Below are 14,119 nucleotides of genomic sequence, written 5' to 3'. Positions count from 1 at the left end.
AAAAAAAGAATAAGTCTTCCTATCTTGCTCATCATAAAAGATGGAAAGTTCGCTTCTTTTATCGATTTTTACTTCATTAGCCTGCTTTTAGTGTGGTTTTTGAACAAAAACAAAGTGAGTCTGGTTCATTTAAAAAGCGAGAATGTTATTTTTATTTAATGTGATGGCTAAAAAACGCACATTAAACCTTTTGCCAGAGAAATGATCAAGGCTTTAAAACATGTGGTATGTAAAAAGTAAATGTTAGTTATTACTAATTTAAAGCAAGCACTTAGCTATTTGTTTTAACTATATTAGGCTAATCAGTTTTTCTAAGCGCTTATTTGAAAGAGGTGTTTTTAAGGAAATGATATGAGACTGAAATAGGTAAGGTGTACCCGTAACTGGAACCTGTATTAAACGACCTAGGCTGATTTCTTCAGAGACAACGCATTTGGGTAATAAGCCAACGCCCATTTTGCCAATTAAGCAGCGTTTTATCACCTCAACATTTGAAAAGCTTTGCCTTGGCGATAGTGTTAAACCTGTTTCATTAAAATGCTTATCTGCAGACTTTCGATAACTACAGGCTTCTTCTGTTGTAATAAGAGGGTATTGGTTGAGTTCTACTAAGGTGAACGACTTGTGAGTTGTTAGGTATTCAGGATGCGCCACATAAATGACTTCTTCTTCAAAGTGTAAGTTTGAAGACCAATCTTTTTGTACTTTGCTAAGGTTAGAAGCCTCTGTCATGATAAATGCTGCGTCAATGTCTGCTTGCCTCAGAGCCGTCTCATAATCATAGGGTTCATGAATCAATATAACTTCAAGCTCTGGTTCACTTGCCTGTAACTTTTCGATAATTGCAGGTAATCGGTAAATACATAAAGAACTTGGGGCGAAAACTCTGATACTGCCTTTTAGGCCTGTTTTATAGGTTTGTGCTAGTTGCTTTATTTGCAACTCTTGAGCACAAAATGCCTGAAAGCTAGGTAATAAAGACTGGCCTGCCTGGGTTAGCTGGATGTTTCTCCCTTTAGTTTCAAATAGATCGATCCCCAATTCAATTGCCAACTCTTTTAACTGAGCTGAAATGCTTGATGGTGCTAAGTGTAGAACCTTAGAAGCCTGATTAATGCTGCCATGTTGAATTACAGTTAAAAGGCTGCGTACTTGTTTGGGTGTCATTATGAATGCCTATTTTTCGCTTTTTACGAATGATGTGTTCGGTATTATTCGCTTTTATATCATAGTTTTTCAGCCTAGCATGAGACTTTACTTAACCACAAATTTTATAAAGGGGTTTGTTAAATGGAATTGTTTATTGCTTATAAGAATTACTCTTCTTGGTCTTTAAGGCCTTGGCTGGCTATGAAGGTGACAGGATTGGCTTTTGAGGAAACCATTTTCCCTTTTTATCACGATACATCATTAACAGATTTTGCTAAGCAAGAGGCGATACCAGCGAGTGTGCCTATTCTAAAGATTGATAATCAAATTGTCTGGGATTCAATGGCAATTATGGAGGTGTTAGCTGATACCTACCCTGAAGCAAATTTATGGCCAGAAGCTAAAGCTTGGCGAGCATTGGCGCGTTCTGCCTCTGCGGAGATGCACTCTGGCTTTATGGGATTAAGAAGCCAGTTTCCGATGAATTGTCGTCGTCAAACTAAGGTGAATGCTAATACGGAGAGTTTGAAGGACATCTCTCGATTAGCGGCACTATGGAAAAAGTTTTATCAAGCGGATGAGGTGTTGTCGGCAAGTCGAAGTGAAGGGCCATTTTTGTGTGGTGCCTTTTCTATTGTTGATGCCATGTATGCGCCTGTTATGTGGCGTATTAGAAACTACGGTCTATTTGTTAGTGATGAGTTTGATGCTTGGTCTGAGGCCATGTTTGCATTACCTGCTATGCAAGAATGGTTGCGAGCAGCTCAAGCGGAGGAGTGGGACATAGCCGCTTATGATTCGGTTGAATAAAAAAAAACCGGAGCCATTCATAATGGTTCCGGTTTTTTCAATCTACTTAGTTGTTCTAGGGAAACTGCGATTAAGTAACCTCTTCTCAGTCTTTTCAGAAAAAGTATTAATCAAGGCGTCACTTTGATGTAATGTAGGTACCTTTCGAGAAGGGACAACGCAGAGTTTTGCTTTTTCTGAAAGACCCGAAGGGCGTGGTCTAAAAGCACTATCTTTACGTTAAGTGCCTTATTAATAGAATGACTATTAAGTTGCGGCTCTTGCCATAAATCTAGGCGCTTTTATCCACACGCTGAGGCGGGAGGACTTATTCGCAGGTTCCCTAGTCTTTTACTAAAGAACTATGTCTACTAGGCGATTGTTATAGGTCTTTAGCAAGCTGATCTGCGTACCAATCAATAAAGTTGATAACACCAAACTCATAAGTTGGATGATATGGACCAGGCTGATAGGCAATAGAGTTGATGCCTTCTTGTGAGCGTTCAGCAAGATCTCTGTCTTGTTGGTTGGTTTGATCCCAAACATGGCGCATACGCTCCACATCATAATCAACTCCTTCCACAGCATCTTTGTGAACAATCCACTTAGTTGTCACTAAGGTTTTTTGTGGTCCTAAAGGCAATACTCTAAAGGTGATCAGGTGGTCACCTTGGAAGTGGTTCCAAGAGTTAGGTAGGTGCAAGAAACGCATTGCGCCCATATCTTCATCTGGAATGTTACCAAGTAGTTTGCTACAAGCACGTTTGCCATCCATTGTCATAGACACCACGCCGTTTAGTAATGGCATACGGACGATACGGTTTCTTAGGCCTTCTTCAATGTGCTTATAAGGAACACCAAGCTTTTCCCATTTTGCTTCTTTTTCAGCACATAGGGCTTTAAATTCATCTGTCGCTCTTGGGTCTGTGGTGTCATCAAACTCAATCAAAGAGTTTAATAGTTCAGGGTGAGAACCATTACAGTGGTAACACTCACGGTTATTCTCAACAACTAGCTTCCAGTTAGCGTCTTCCATGATGTGGCTTTCAACTGCAACTTTTGCATTTTCTAAGTCATGAATACCAATGTGTGCTTGCGCTTTTTCAGCAAATGCACCAAACGGTTCTGGATCTTCTGCCAAGTTAACAAAAATATAGCCTTGCAGAACTTCGACTGAAATTGGGTGTAGGCTGAACTCTTTTTTCTCAAACCCTTCTGTTTGCTCCATAGAGTTAGCAAAAAGAAGTTGTCCATCTAGTTCATATGTCCACTGGTGGTATGGGCAAACAAGCTTAGCGACTTTACCTGAATCACCAAGAACCACCTTATGGCCACGGTGACGGCAAGTGTTGTGATAACCTTGAATCTTGCCTTCTTTGTCGCGCACTAAAAAGATAGGGTTTTGACCTATTTCCAAGGTCATATAATTACCGGTTTTAGGGATCTCACATGTCAGGCCAGCAAAAATCCAGCTTTTGCAGAATATCTCAGACATGTCTAAGTCGAAAATCTCCTGAGAGTTATAGAAGGGAGCTTCTAAACTGTAATTCGGCTTGCGAGTTTCGATTAACGCCTTTACGTCTTCTCGAGAGAGGGAAGGGTTAGTGATGTCAGTTAGTTTTATTGTATTACCCATTGCGACTTCCTCATTAAATATTGGGGCTTGAATGACTTAGAGTTCAAGCAAAATTAAAGGTGTAAAGCGTCGTCGCTTTCTCTCGATTATAGTAATTATTTGTATATTGACCCGTTTGTTTTTGAGTCAATTTGTTGCTTTAAAAGCGTGTGTGCGACTGCGTGAATTCTCGCTTTGAGTGGTTTTTATGGGAATGTTCAAAAACGACGTAAATTTATCTGATTTCACCCATGGAGGTCGTTTTTAGTCGCAAGTGACGCTATGTAGAAATAAACAAATATGAGGTGCTAAAAATAGACTTTTATTGGGCTGGGTAGTAGGAGAATAATCGCCATAAACCGAGATGGGATGATGGCGAATATGAATCTTTGTTATGCAGGGAGAGGTAATACGGTTTGATGTTTGATTTGATCAAGTATAACAGTTGATTTTACTTGGCTAACGCCAGAAAGAGAGACAAGTTTATCCATCATGAAATCAGAAAAACTTTTAAGATCAGCACTCACTACTCTTAATAGATAATCCGTGTCACCTGTAACAGAGTAACACTCCAAAATATTATCTATTTTATTGACTTCATTTTGGAAAGCTATGGCCGTTTTATCACCTTTTTTGTCTAAGGTAACATTTACAAAAGCCATAACATTAAAGCCAAGACTACTAGGGTTTAAGTGAGTAATATAATTTTCGATCAACCCGCTTTGTTCAAGACGCTGTAAACGTCTAGAGCATTGAGATGGGGATAAGCTGACAGTTTCTGATAAGGCGACATTTGATAGACGTGCGTTCTTTTGCAGCGCCTTTAAAAGCCTCCAATCATAATGGTCAAGTTCTATAGCTTGCATGTACTCTCCTAAACTAACATCTTATAGATATTGAGCAAAGTGACTGTCTTCGCTTTGTAATCAATAAGTTATTCCATTATTTTTGATTCTACTGGTTTAGTGTAAAAGATAAAGACCAATAGCGTCCTATAGTGAAAAAGTTATTCTCTTTACGGCGAACTTACAATTGCCTACCAAACTTCTTTAAGCTTGGTAGGGCTAAAGAAGGGAGCACGTTATCAGCATATATTATACATTACTAATTAAAGTGCCCCAACCTCAATACTATGACAAATGCGTGCTTAACCAAGCTAAAGCTTTATCATAAGGTGCTGGTAAATCTTCAAGCTCTGTTAGTGCGTTTTTAAGTGCAGCGTTATCACCACTACAGAAGTTTAAATGGCCCACTTTACGGCCCACTCGTACTTCCTTCTTATACCAATATAGCTCTAAACCTGAGATTGCCAACCAATTATAATTAACGGGTACACCAATTAGATTAACCATCATGCTTTGGTTTTTTATCTGGGCTTGTGCCAGAGGTAAACCCGCAACCGCGCGCATATGGTTTTCAAATTGGTCGACACTTGCACCAGCTTGAGTCCAGTGGCCACTGTTATGCACTCTAGGTGCTAACTCATTAATCATAAGTTGATCGCCAACACGGAAACATTCCATTGCCATCACACCAACATAATCCAAGTCATTCATAAGCTTGGCTAGCATCTCTTCAGCTTTTGCTTGTAATGGTGCTAAGCGTTTTAATGGTGCGATAGACGCATACAAGATACCGTTAATATGTAGGTTCAGAGTCAAAGGATAGAAAAAAGTTTCACCAGACTTGCCTCTTACGCCAACAATAGAAACTTCTTCATCAAATGCAATGCCTTGTTCTGCGATCGCACAGCCTTTCCAGTCATTAGGCACTGGACTAGGTTCTGATGATTTTAGCCAGTGTTGACCTTTACCGTCATAACCACCACGGCGTTGTTTTAACAAAACGCGCTCACCTAAATCCTGGTGTAGTTGTTCTGCACTGGTCTCTTCGGTTACCGGGAACCAAGGTGCCGTGGATAGCTCAAGTTTGTCTAGTAATTGCTTTTGCGTTAAACGATCAGCTAGCTGAGGAAAAGTCTGTAAATTAACAAAGTTAGCGTGTGTTGCTAATTGGTTAGTCGCTGTGGTGCTAGGCCACTCTTCTCTCTCTGCTGTGACAATGTCATCAGCGGCTAAGCTAAGCTGCGCTTGGCTTTCAATATCAACCGCTTCAACGTCAAGTCCAAGCGGGTTTGCAGCCTGTTTAAGCATGGCGCCAAGTTGCCCTGCACCTAATACCCATATCTTAGACATTAGGCCTCCCTTGGGTCTGGATTAGCAAGAACTGTGTCTGTTTGCTCAGCGCGAAAAGCTTGGATACGAGCGGTAAGCTCTGGATCTGTAATAGCTAGGATTTGGCAAGCTAGAAGGCCTGCGTTAAATGCACCTGCTGTCCCAATAGCCAAAGTACCAACGGCAACGCCTTTAGGCATTTGAGCGATAGACAATAAACTATCCATGCCACTAAGTGCTTTACTTTGTACCGGTACGCCCAAAACAGGTAGGTGAGTATGTGCTGCTACCATGCCTGGTAAATGTGCTGCGCCACCTGCACCACCGATAATAACTTGAATACCTTTGTCTGCTGCTTGTTCAGAGAATTCTGCCAGTTTTACAGGTGTTCTATGGGCTGAGACAACTTCCACATGATATGGGACCTGAAGCTGGTCCATGATTTGAGCGGCGCCTTCCATAGTAGGCCAGTCACTTTTTGATCCCATGATGAGGGCAACTTTAGCTTGCAAAGTAATTCTCCTATAGCACGTTTCCAACCTGGTGGGGGTTCTATTCACTGAGTCGAAACGTTTATATGTGATAGATAGATTGTTCGGTCGAGCTGTTTTTACACCTAAGTTACAGTGAATGCCGGCTGTGGTTCAGGTGTAAGGATATTGCGGCGCTAATATAGCCGATTATGGACTTGTGAGCGAGAGAAACAGGGAGTTTAAGTATGATTCATAAAAAAATTAATTATCAATAAAGTGAATGTTGAATATTTATTTGAATGATGTTTATATTTTGCAAATAGAATTAATAACTTAGCAAAAGTGCAGAGCGAAATGACAACACAGAACTATTTTCGATCCTTAGATAAATATCGTGCATATGAGGATGTTATTCACGACCTATTGGCCTCCATTTTAACTAGCTTAGATAGTGAAGCTCTGTTGAATGAGCCCAAGTCTCAAGCAGAAACGATTTCACAGCTGAGCCGCGCTTACCCTTTTGTAGAACTGATTTATTGTTTGGATGCCAATGGTATTCAGCAGCAAGAGACAGTGTATAGCCCTATGGTGAGTGCAAGAGGGCGGCGTTCCTTTAGTAAGGGCAGCGACCGTAGCCGCAGACCCTACTTTTTGGCAGCACAAGAAAGCCAAAGTAAAGTGGTGGTAACTCAGCCTTATCTGTCTTCAGCGACGCATCAATTAGCCCTTTCTTCTGTACAGCATGTCATTTCCTCTGATGGCAAAGATATGGGTTATCTAGTGATTAATTTTAGCTTGATGCGCTTATTGTCTTATTTGTTAGGAGACGGACTAAGGAATCGAATGCACCCTCTGTTTCAGGCTATTTATAGCTTGATAGGTGGCTCTTTAATTCTCGTTTCCTTGTGGCTTCTAGCGGCTGCATTTATGTCGTTAGTAAAGGGGTTTTCACTATTAGAGGATACAACGAGTAACTCATTTAGTGTGGTGGTCATGATTACCTTAGGTTTAGCTATTTTCGACTTAGGTAAAACCATATTAGAAGAGGAAGTGCTGGTGAGTAAGGATATTAACCACTATAACTCCACCAGACGGACCATAATGCGCTTTATGTCGGCTATCATCATTGCGGTATCAATTGAAGCACTTTTGCTTATGTTCAAGTCTGTGCTGAATCCTGCTAATGGGCAGCTGATGAATGGGGTTTGGATGTTGTTTTCGGGGGTAGGTTTGCTCGCCGGCCTAGGTGTGTATTTAAAATTGAGCCGCGATAGTGAATAGTGAGTAAATAGAGACAATACAGCCATTGTCTCTATTTACTATGACCTAGGTACAGCTAAAAAATCATCAAAAGCTAGTCATCAATTCGAGCGGCGAGATAAGCGTCGTAATCAGGCACTGCTCTGTCATATTCACCGGCAAGCAAAGGTGAAGAGATTAAAAAGTTAGCTGAGCTCACACTACAGGCAATCGGGATATTCCACACCGCAGCGACTCTCAGTAAAGCTTTAATATCTGGGTCATGTGGCATCGGCTCAAAAGGGTCCCAGAAGAAGATAAGTATGTCGATTTTACCTTCTGCAATCATGCCGCCAAGTTGCTGATCACCGCCCAGTGGACCACTGATTAAAGGGGTTACCGCAACGCCAAGTTGTTTTTGTAATAGGTTTCCCGTCGTGCCAGTTGCTAACAGTTTATGGCCTACTAGCTTGTCTTTGTGAGTATCGGCCCAGTCAATTAATTCACCCTTCATGTTGTCATGGGCAACAAGGGCAATGTTTTTAATTGCGCCAGTAGTCGCTTGTTTCTTTTGCATCTTTGTTCTCCAAACTTGGCATGTATCTGCTCTTAAAAGCAAAATAGCCCAGCTTGTTACCAAGCTGGGCTATTTATCATAACAACTAACGTCGTCTTGTGCTTAGTGAACGTCACCAATGCGAACAATCTTCATCGCATTTGTTGTACCAAAGCTCACCAAGTGGTCGCCTTTGGTTAAGATCACTAGATCACCGTCTTTTACTAAACCTTGAGCCTTAAGTGCGTCAACCAAACCTTGGTTTAGGTTGTCACGATTGTATTCCTTAGAAGGGAAGGCAATCGGTGTCACACCACGATAAAGGGCAACACGGTTAAGGGCTTCTTGATTAGGAGAAAGCGCATAAATAGGTAGACCAGAACTGATACGAGACATCAATAATGGTGTTGTGCCAGATTCAGTCAAGCTTATGATGGCAGACACACCTTCAAGGTGGTTAGCGGCATACATAGCAGACATGGCAATGGTTTCGTCAATGCTTGTAAAAGTAACATCTAAACGGTGCTTAGAGCGGTTGATTGCAGGTTGTTTCTCAGCACCTTTACAAACGCGCACCATGGTTTGGATTACTTCTTCTGGATAATCACCTGCTGCTGTTTCAGCAGAAAGCATCACAGCATCTGTTCCATCCAGTACGGCGTTAGCAACGTCAAATACTTCCGCACGAGTTGGCATAGCACTTGTGATCATGGTTTCCATCATTTGAGTCGCTGTGATCACAGGGCGGTTCAATTGACGACAACGCTTGATCATGTGTTTTTGTACACCGATCAACTCAGCATCACCAATTTCAACACCAAGGTCACCACGAGCAACCATAACCGCGTCAGATGCTAGGATAATAGCGTCTAGTGTTTCGTTATCAGCAACGGCTTCAGCGCGCTCTACTTTTGATACTATGCCTGTTTCAAGACCTGCTGCTTTAGCTAGGCTGCGTGCCTCTTCGATATCTTCTGCACTACGTGGGAAAGAAACCGCTAGGTAATCTGCCTTAAGTGCTGCTGCTGTTTTGATATCTTCTTTGTCTTTATCTGTCAGTGCTGCAGCAGATAAGCCACCACCTTGACGGTTAATGCCTTTATTGTTTGATAATGGACCACCAACAATAACTTTAGTAATAACTTCTTGGCCTTTAACTTCCAGTACTTCAAGTACTACACGACCATCATCTAGCAATAAAATGTTGCCAGGCTCTGAGTCGGTTGCTAGTTGTGGGTAATCAATACCTACACGGGTTTCATCACCGTTATTCTTATCAAAACCTACATCTAGAACAAAAGTGTCACCATCGTTAAGGTTAACTTTCGTATTTTTAAAGCGGGCAATACGAATTTTAGGGCCTTGTAAGTCACCTAGAATTGCAACGTGTTTGCCATTCTTAGCCGCCATTTCACGGACGATTTTGGCGCGATTAATATGATCTTCTGGTTGACCGTGTGAGAAGTTAAGGCGGAAAACATTTGCGCCCGCATTAATCAGCTTCTCTATCATTTCTGGAGAGCTAGAAGCTGGACCTAATGTTGCGACAATTTTTGTTCTACGAGTCATATTAATATTACCAAGATAAAAAATTAGAAGAGGGGATTATAAGATAGGGAAAGGGCTGCGTCAGCAGCCCTTAAACCAATTACTTAGCATTCATCAAAGCGATGGTGTTATCCAACATTCTGTTAGAGAAGCCCCATTCGTTATCATACCAAGCCATCACTTTCACTAGCTTGCCTTGAACACGTGTCTGAGTCGCATCAAAGTTTGAAGTGAAAGTGCTGTGGTTAAAGTCGCTAGATACTAGAGGTTCATTGTTAACCGCTAATACTTGAGCCAAAGTGGCATCGTTTGCAATGGCATCAGCAATGATCTGGTTTACTTCTTCAGCTGTTGTTTCACGCGGCGCTAAGAAAGTTAAGTCAACCAAAGAGACATTGATAGTAGGTACACGTACCGCCATACCATCAAATTTACCTGCTAGTTCAGGAACAACTAAGCCAACCGCAGCTGCAGCGCCTGTTTTAGTTGGGATCATGTTCATTGCTGCAGCACGGGCACGGTAAAGGTCTTCATGATAAACATCAGATAGACGCTGATCATTCGTGTAAGCGTGAATTGTTGTCATCAAGCCACTTTCGATACCAAGTTGGTCGTTAAGTGGTTTAGCGATAGGTGCTAGGCAGTTTGTGGTGCAAGATGCGTTAGAAATAACAGTCATGTCAGAGGTTAAAACCTCTTGGTTAACACCGTATACAACCGTTGCGTCAACGTTTTTACCTGGTGCAGAGATGATTACTTTTTTCGCGCCAGCTTCAATGTGTGCACTTGCTTTGCCTTTTTCTGCAAAGAACCCAGTACATTCATAAACCACATCTACCCCAATTTCTTTCCAAGGTAGGTTTGCTGGGTCACGTTCTGAAAGCGTTAGGATTTTATCATCGTTGATGTAAAGCGCTTCTGCATCGAAATCAACTTTCGCGTTAAAACGGCCATGTACAGTATCGTATTTAGTTAGATGAGCATTGATTTTAGAGTCACCTAGATCATTGATAGCAACAACTTGGATCTGATCTCGTTTATCTGACTCATATAGAGCTCGTAAAATATTGCGTCCAATGCGTCCGTATCCATTGATGGCTACTTTAATCGTCATACACACCTCTAAAACTTGTTGTGAAATTTATAAATAAATTCGATTTCGAAAACTATATGTGCGAATTCTATTGATTTCTGATGTAAAAATACAACATTTTAATCAATTTTTATCAAATAGCTGACGAAAACCACTTATTTTGTCGTTTTATTTATTTAATTAAAGACGACTGTCATCAAATAAGCATACTCAATAGGGCATATTATACGCTAAATGTGACAATTATAAATTCTTTTCGTAAATTAATTACATAAACAAGGGTTTTATTCTGAAAAAATAAAGAAATTATGATTTTTTTGTAGTAAAGTTACGAAATTGAGAATTTAAGCAGGCAATCCCTCTTTATTAGGGTGAGCAAAGAAGAGTGACCTTATGAATCCCACAGTGTTAAAAGTTACCAATACCATTATAGAGCGCAGTAAGACATTACGAGCTCAGTACCTCAAGGATATGGAGCAGGCTCGCGCTCAAGGGCCACATAGAGGCAAATTATCTTGTGGTAACTTAGCGCATGGTTTTGCTGCCTGTAATTCAGGTGACAAACAAAAGCTAACCCTGATGAATGAAGCCAATATCGGTATTGTTACTTCTTATAATGACATGTTGTCTGCGCATCAACCTTATGAAGTTTATCCGGATAAAATCCGTCAAGCTGTGCATGACATGGGTTCTGTTGCTCAGGTCGCAGGCGGTGTACCAGCGATGTGTGATGGGGTGACTCAAGGTCAAGACGGCATGGAGCTGAGTTTGTTTAGCCGTGACAATATTGCACAAGGTGCAGCGATTGCACTTTCTCACAATATGTTTGATGCCGCTGTTTACCTAGGTATTTGTGACAAAATCGTTCCTGGTCTTTTGATGGCTGCACTACGCTTTGGTCACTTACCTAGCCTATTTATTCCTGCTGGTCCTATGCACTCTGGTATTACCAACGCACAAAAAGCGGCAGTAAGACAAAAATTTGCCATTGGTGAAGCGACCCGTGATGAGCTGTTAGAAGCAGAATCGGCTTCTTACCATAGTGCGGGTACCTGTACTTTTTATGGTACTGCTAACTCAAACCAACTTTTAGTCGAGCTAATGGGCCTACAGTTACCTGGTTCGTCTTTTGTGAACCCAACTGATCCATTGCGTGACGCTCTAACCACTTATGCAGCTCAACTTTCGACAAAAATTACAGCATTAGGCAGTGATTACCGCCCTATGTATGAAATCGTCGATGAACGCAGCATAGTCAATTCAATTGTTGGTTTGTTAGCAACAGGTGGTTCAACTAATCACACTATGCATATTGTCGCCTATGCTCGTGCTGCTGGCATTATCATCACTTGGGACGACTTTGCAGAGCTTAGTAAAGTGGTACCTTTGTTGACTCGTATTTATCCAAATGGTCCTGCTGATATTAACCACTTCCATGCAGCAGGCGGCATGGCTTTCCTTGTTAAACAACTGATTGCAGGTGGTTTGGTTCATGAAGATGTGAATACCATCATGGGTAAAGGTTTAACTCATTACACCAAAGAGCCTTTCCTAGATAACGACAAACTCGTATGGCGTGATGGTACGCCAGATAGTCTAGATGAAGAGGTTGTAAGGCCAATTACAGCGCCTTTTAGTAAGGAAGGTGGTTTATCTCTGTTAACCGGTAATCTAGGTCGCGCTGTGATTAAAGTGTCAGCCGTGAAAGAAGAAAACCGTGTAATCGAAGCGCCGGCGGCTGTTTTCCACAGTCAGCATGAACTGGCAGATGCCATTATCAATGGTGAGCTTAAAAGAGATTGTGTCGCAGTTGTTCGATTCCAAGGCCCTCAAGCGATTGGCATGCCTGAATTACATAAATTAACCCCTTATCTAGGCAATCTTCAGGATCAAGGCTACAAGGTTGCCTTAGTGACTGATGGTCGTATGTCCGGTGCATCAGGCAAGGTACCAGCGGCGATTCACCTTACACCAGAAGCGGCAGCTGGTGGTGCGATTGGTCGTATTCAGGATGGTGATATGGTTCGTCTTGATGCAAATACGGGTGAGCTAAGCTTATTAATTGATAGTCAAAACCTTGCTCATCGTGAGCAAGCTAAACATGACCTTGCTGCTTCACATCAAGGCATGGGACGTGAATTTTTTGTGGCACAAAGAGCCATGGTGACAGGTGCAGAAGAAGGGGCGACTAGCTTGTTTCCCTCCCTTAACCTGTCATAACTTTTCCTCTGACGGCTAACACTTGTGTTAGTGTCTGGTGTTTTAGGCCTACGTTTGTAGGCCTTTTTTTGCTTAAAATAAATGCTAACTGTCATTATGTTGTGTGTTTTGTATAGAATGGCAGGCTCACATCCTTGAAGAGAAGAAGATGAATAAACGACAGGCGACATCGGCAGATGTCGCAGCATTAGCGGGGGTTTCTCAATCAACCGTATCACGTAGTTTTGATGAAAATAGCCGGATTTCAGCCGCGACACGTGACCGTGTTTTTGCCGCGGCGAAAGAGCTTGGTTATCAAGTAAATAAGGCTGCACAGACCATGATAAAGCAGCGCAGTGATTTGGTTGGCTTAGTGACTGCGGGCTTAGAAGATCCTTTTCGATCTGAATTTTTAAATCAGCTCGTGATTGAAGTGCAAAGACAAGGCTTTCGTCCCATGGTGATAGATGTCACCCATAACCAAGGTATCGATTCCTCATTACAAGCTTTGATGCAATATCAACTAAGTGGTGTTGTTATCACCTCTGGATCACCCAGTGAGAGCATAGTTCAAGAGTTTGTTAGCCGTTCTGTACCTGTGATTTTAGTGAATCGTGCGGATCAAGAAAGCAATCTGTCAGGCGTTGATATTGTAAATATTGATAATGTCGGAGGCGGTGAACTTGCTGCAAAATCCTTGATAGAATCTGGTTGTGAAAATCTCATGGTCGTAAGGGCAAAAGCTAGTAGCTATTCAAGTCTCATGCGCACTAAAGGATTTATTCAGCAAGTTAGCTCTCATTCTGCTATCAAGACCTTAAATATCACTGAGGTGGAATCTGAAACAAGTGATTATGAGGGAGGTTATCAGCTAGCGGGTCAGTTACTGGCAAAGCAAGAGGTACCTGATGGGGTCTTTTTCTGTATGGATCATATTGCCTGTGGTTTCATGGATGCGGCCCGAAAAGAGTTCCAGCTTTCCATCCCTCAAGATATGAGCTTGATAGGTTTTGATGACATTCGCCTTGCAAGTTATCAATCCTATGCACTGACGACTATTAGGCAATGTCCAAAACTTGTTTCTAAAGCTGTGGTTGATAACCTAGTCAAAAGGCTAGATGAGCCATCTTCTAGCCCCATGTATCAAGTAGTGCCTGTCACCTTGATTCGAAGAGATACCTTGGCTTCTTAGGTTTCAAAGATCAATCTAAAGGGTAGCCGTTCATTCAGTCATTTTATATTTGAAATGAATATTCCATAAAGATTTAAAAATGAAATTTATAT

Annotated in this window: 12 protein-coding genes; 4 read left to right on the top strand and 8 right to left on the bottom strand. The window is 41.7% G+C overall.

Going from position 1 to position 14,119, the window contains the following annotated elements:
- Positions 1 to 288: 288 nt before the first annotated feature.
- Positions 289 to 1,167 (bottom strand): LysR family transcriptional regulator, encoded by an 879-nt coding sequence (locus tag TW85_RS13280; RefSeq protein WP_046017621.1) that lies wholly within the window; start codon positions 1,165 to 1,167, stop codon positions 289 to 291.
- Between the two features lie 123 nt (positions 1,168 to 1,290).
- On the opposite strand from TW85_RS13280, the gene TW85_RS13275 reads away from it, so the two are divergent.
- A complete protein-coding gene (locus TW85_RS13275; RefSeq protein WP_046017620.1) occupies positions 1,291 to 1,959 on the top strand; it encodes a glutathione S-transferase in 669 nt (222 codons plus the stop codon).
- Between the two features lie 361 nt (positions 1,960 to 2,320).
- Here TW85_RS13275 and TW85_RS13270 read toward each other — a convergent pair whose 3' ends face one another.
- The 4 genes from TW85_RS13270 to purE form a co-directional block, all read right to left on the bottom strand.
- On the bottom strand, positions 2,321 to 3,574 hold the full coding sequence (locus TW85_RS13270) for an aromatic ring-hydroxylating dioxygenase subunit alpha (protein WP_046017619.1): 1,254 nt from the start codon (positions 3,572 to 3,574) through the stop codon (positions 2,321 to 2,323).
- 371 nt (positions 3,575 to 3,945) lie between these two features.
- The gene (locus TW85_RS13265) at positions 3,946 to 4,419 is read right to left on the bottom strand and encodes an Lrp/AsnC family transcriptional regulator (protein WP_046017618.1); all 474 of its coding nucleotides are present in this window, start codon (positions 4,417 to 4,419) and stop codon (positions 3,946 to 3,948) included.
- A 264-nt stretch (positions 4,420 to 4,683) separates the two neighbouring features.
- On the bottom strand, positions 4,684 to 5,748 hold the full coding sequence (gene purK, locus TW85_RS13260) for a 5-(carboxyamino)imidazole ribonucleotide synthase (protein WP_046017617.1): 1,065 nt from the start codon (positions 5,746 to 5,748) through the stop codon (positions 4,684 to 4,686).
- On the bottom strand, positions 5,748 to 6,239 hold the full coding sequence (gene purE, locus TW85_RS13255; protein ID WP_009832776.1) for a 5-(carboxyamino)imidazole ribonucleotide mutase: 492 nt from the start codon (positions 6,237 to 6,239) through the stop codon (positions 5,748 to 5,750). Before purE ends, purK begins: the two co-directional genes overlap by 1 nt.
- A 315-nt stretch (positions 6,240 to 6,554) precedes the next feature.
- Between purE and TW85_RS13250 the strand changes: the two genes are divergently transcribed.
- A complete protein-coding gene (locus TW85_RS13250; RefSeq protein WP_046017616.1) occupies positions 6,555 to 7,481 on the top strand; it encodes a hypothetical protein in 927 nt (308 codons plus the stop codon).
- Positions 7,482 to 7,554: 73 nt separating this feature from the next.
- On the opposite strand, the gene TW85_RS13245 is transcribed toward TW85_RS13250, so the two are convergent.
- From TW85_RS13245 to gap, 3 genes are all read right to left on the bottom strand, one after another.
- Positions 7,555 to 8,016, bottom strand: a complete 462-nt coding sequence (locus TW85_RS13245) for a methylglyoxal synthase (protein WP_046017615.1) — start codon at positions 8,014 to 8,016, stop codon at positions 7,555 to 7,557.
- 102 nt (positions 8,017 to 8,118) lie between these two features.
- Positions 8,119 to 9,564 (bottom strand): pyruvate kinase, encoded by a 1,446-nt coding sequence (pyk, locus tag TW85_RS13240; protein ID WP_046017614.1) that lies wholly within the window; start codon positions 9,562 to 9,564, stop codon positions 8,119 to 8,121.
- Positions 9,565 to 9,643: 79 nt separating this feature from the next.
- Positions 9,644 to 10,657 carry a type I glyceraldehyde-3-phosphate dehydrogenase gene (gene gap, locus TW85_RS13235; protein WP_046017613.1) on the bottom strand — a complete coding sequence of 338 codons (1,014 nt, stop codon included), beginning with the start codon at positions 10,655 to 10,657 and terminating at the stop codon, positions 9,644 to 9,646.
- 372 nt (positions 10,658 to 11,029) lie between these two features.
- On the opposite strand from gap, the gene edd reads away from it, so the two are divergent.
- On the top strand, positions 11,030 to 12,856 hold the full coding sequence (gene edd, locus TW85_RS13230; RefSeq protein ID WP_046017612.1) for a phosphogluconate dehydratase: 1,827 nt from the start codon (positions 11,030 to 11,032) through the stop codon (positions 12,854 to 12,856).
- A 148-nt stretch (positions 12,857 to 13,004) separates the two neighbouring features.
- Positions 13,005 to 14,027: a LacI family DNA-binding transcriptional regulator gene (locus TW85_RS13225; RefSeq protein WP_046017611.1), complete on the top strand. Its 1,023-nt coding sequence runs from the start codon at positions 13,005 to 13,007 to the stop codon at positions 14,025 to 14,027.
- The last annotated feature ends 92 nt before the right edge of the window (positions 14,028 to 14,119 follow it).

It is taken from the genome of Marinomonas sp. S3726 (genome assembly GCF_000967665.1).
Taxonomy (GTDB): domain Bacteria; phylum Pseudomonadota; class Gammaproteobacteria; order Pseudomonadales; family Marinomonadaceae; genus Marinomonas.
This window is presented reverse-complemented; position numbering and strand designations above follow the sequence as displayed.

Excerpts from the sequence above, each read along its gene's own strand:
- TW85_RS13265 (WP_046017618.1), bottom strand. The coding sequence starts at position 4,419 with ATGCAAGCTATAGAACTTGACCATTATGATTGGAGGCTTTTAAAGGCG.
- edd (WP_046017612.1), top strand. The coding sequence starts at position 11,030 with ATGAATCCCACAGTGTTAAAAGTTACCAATACCATTATAGAGCGCAGT.
- pyk (WP_046017614.1), bottom strand. The coding sequence starts at position 9,564 with ATGACTCGTAGAACAAAAATTGTCGCAACATTAGGTCCAGCTTCTAGC.
- TW85_RS13275 (WP_046017620.1), top strand. The coding sequence starts at position 1,291 with ATGGAATTGTTTATTGCTTATAAGAATTACTCTTCTTGGTCTTTAAGG.
- TW85_RS13280 (WP_046017621.1), bottom strand. The coding sequence starts at position 1,167 with ATGACACCCAAACAAGTACGCAGCCTTTTAACTGTAATTCAACATGGC.
- TW85_RS13245 (WP_046017615.1), bottom strand. The coding sequence starts at position 8,016 with ATGCAAAAGAAACAAGCGACTACTGGCGCAATTAAAAACATTGCCCTT.
- TW85_RS13225 (WP_046017611.1), top strand. The coding sequence starts at position 13,005 with ATGAATAAACGACAGGCGACATCGGCAGATGTCGCAGCATTAGCGGGG.
- TW85_RS13270 (WP_046017619.1), bottom strand. The coding sequence starts at position 3,574 with ATGGGTAATACAATAAAACTAACTGACATCACTAACCCTTCCCTCTCT.
- purK (WP_046017617.1), bottom strand. The coding sequence starts at position 5,748 with ATGTCTAAGATATGGGTATTAGGTGCAGGGCAACTTGGCGCCATGCTT.
- TW85_RS13250 (WP_046017616.1), top strand. The coding sequence starts at position 6,555 with ATGACAACACAGAACTATTTTCGATCCTTAGATAAATATCGTGCATAT.
- gap (WP_046017613.1), bottom strand. The coding sequence starts at position 10,657 with ATGACGATTAAAGTAGCCATCAATGGATACGGACGCATTGGACGCAAT.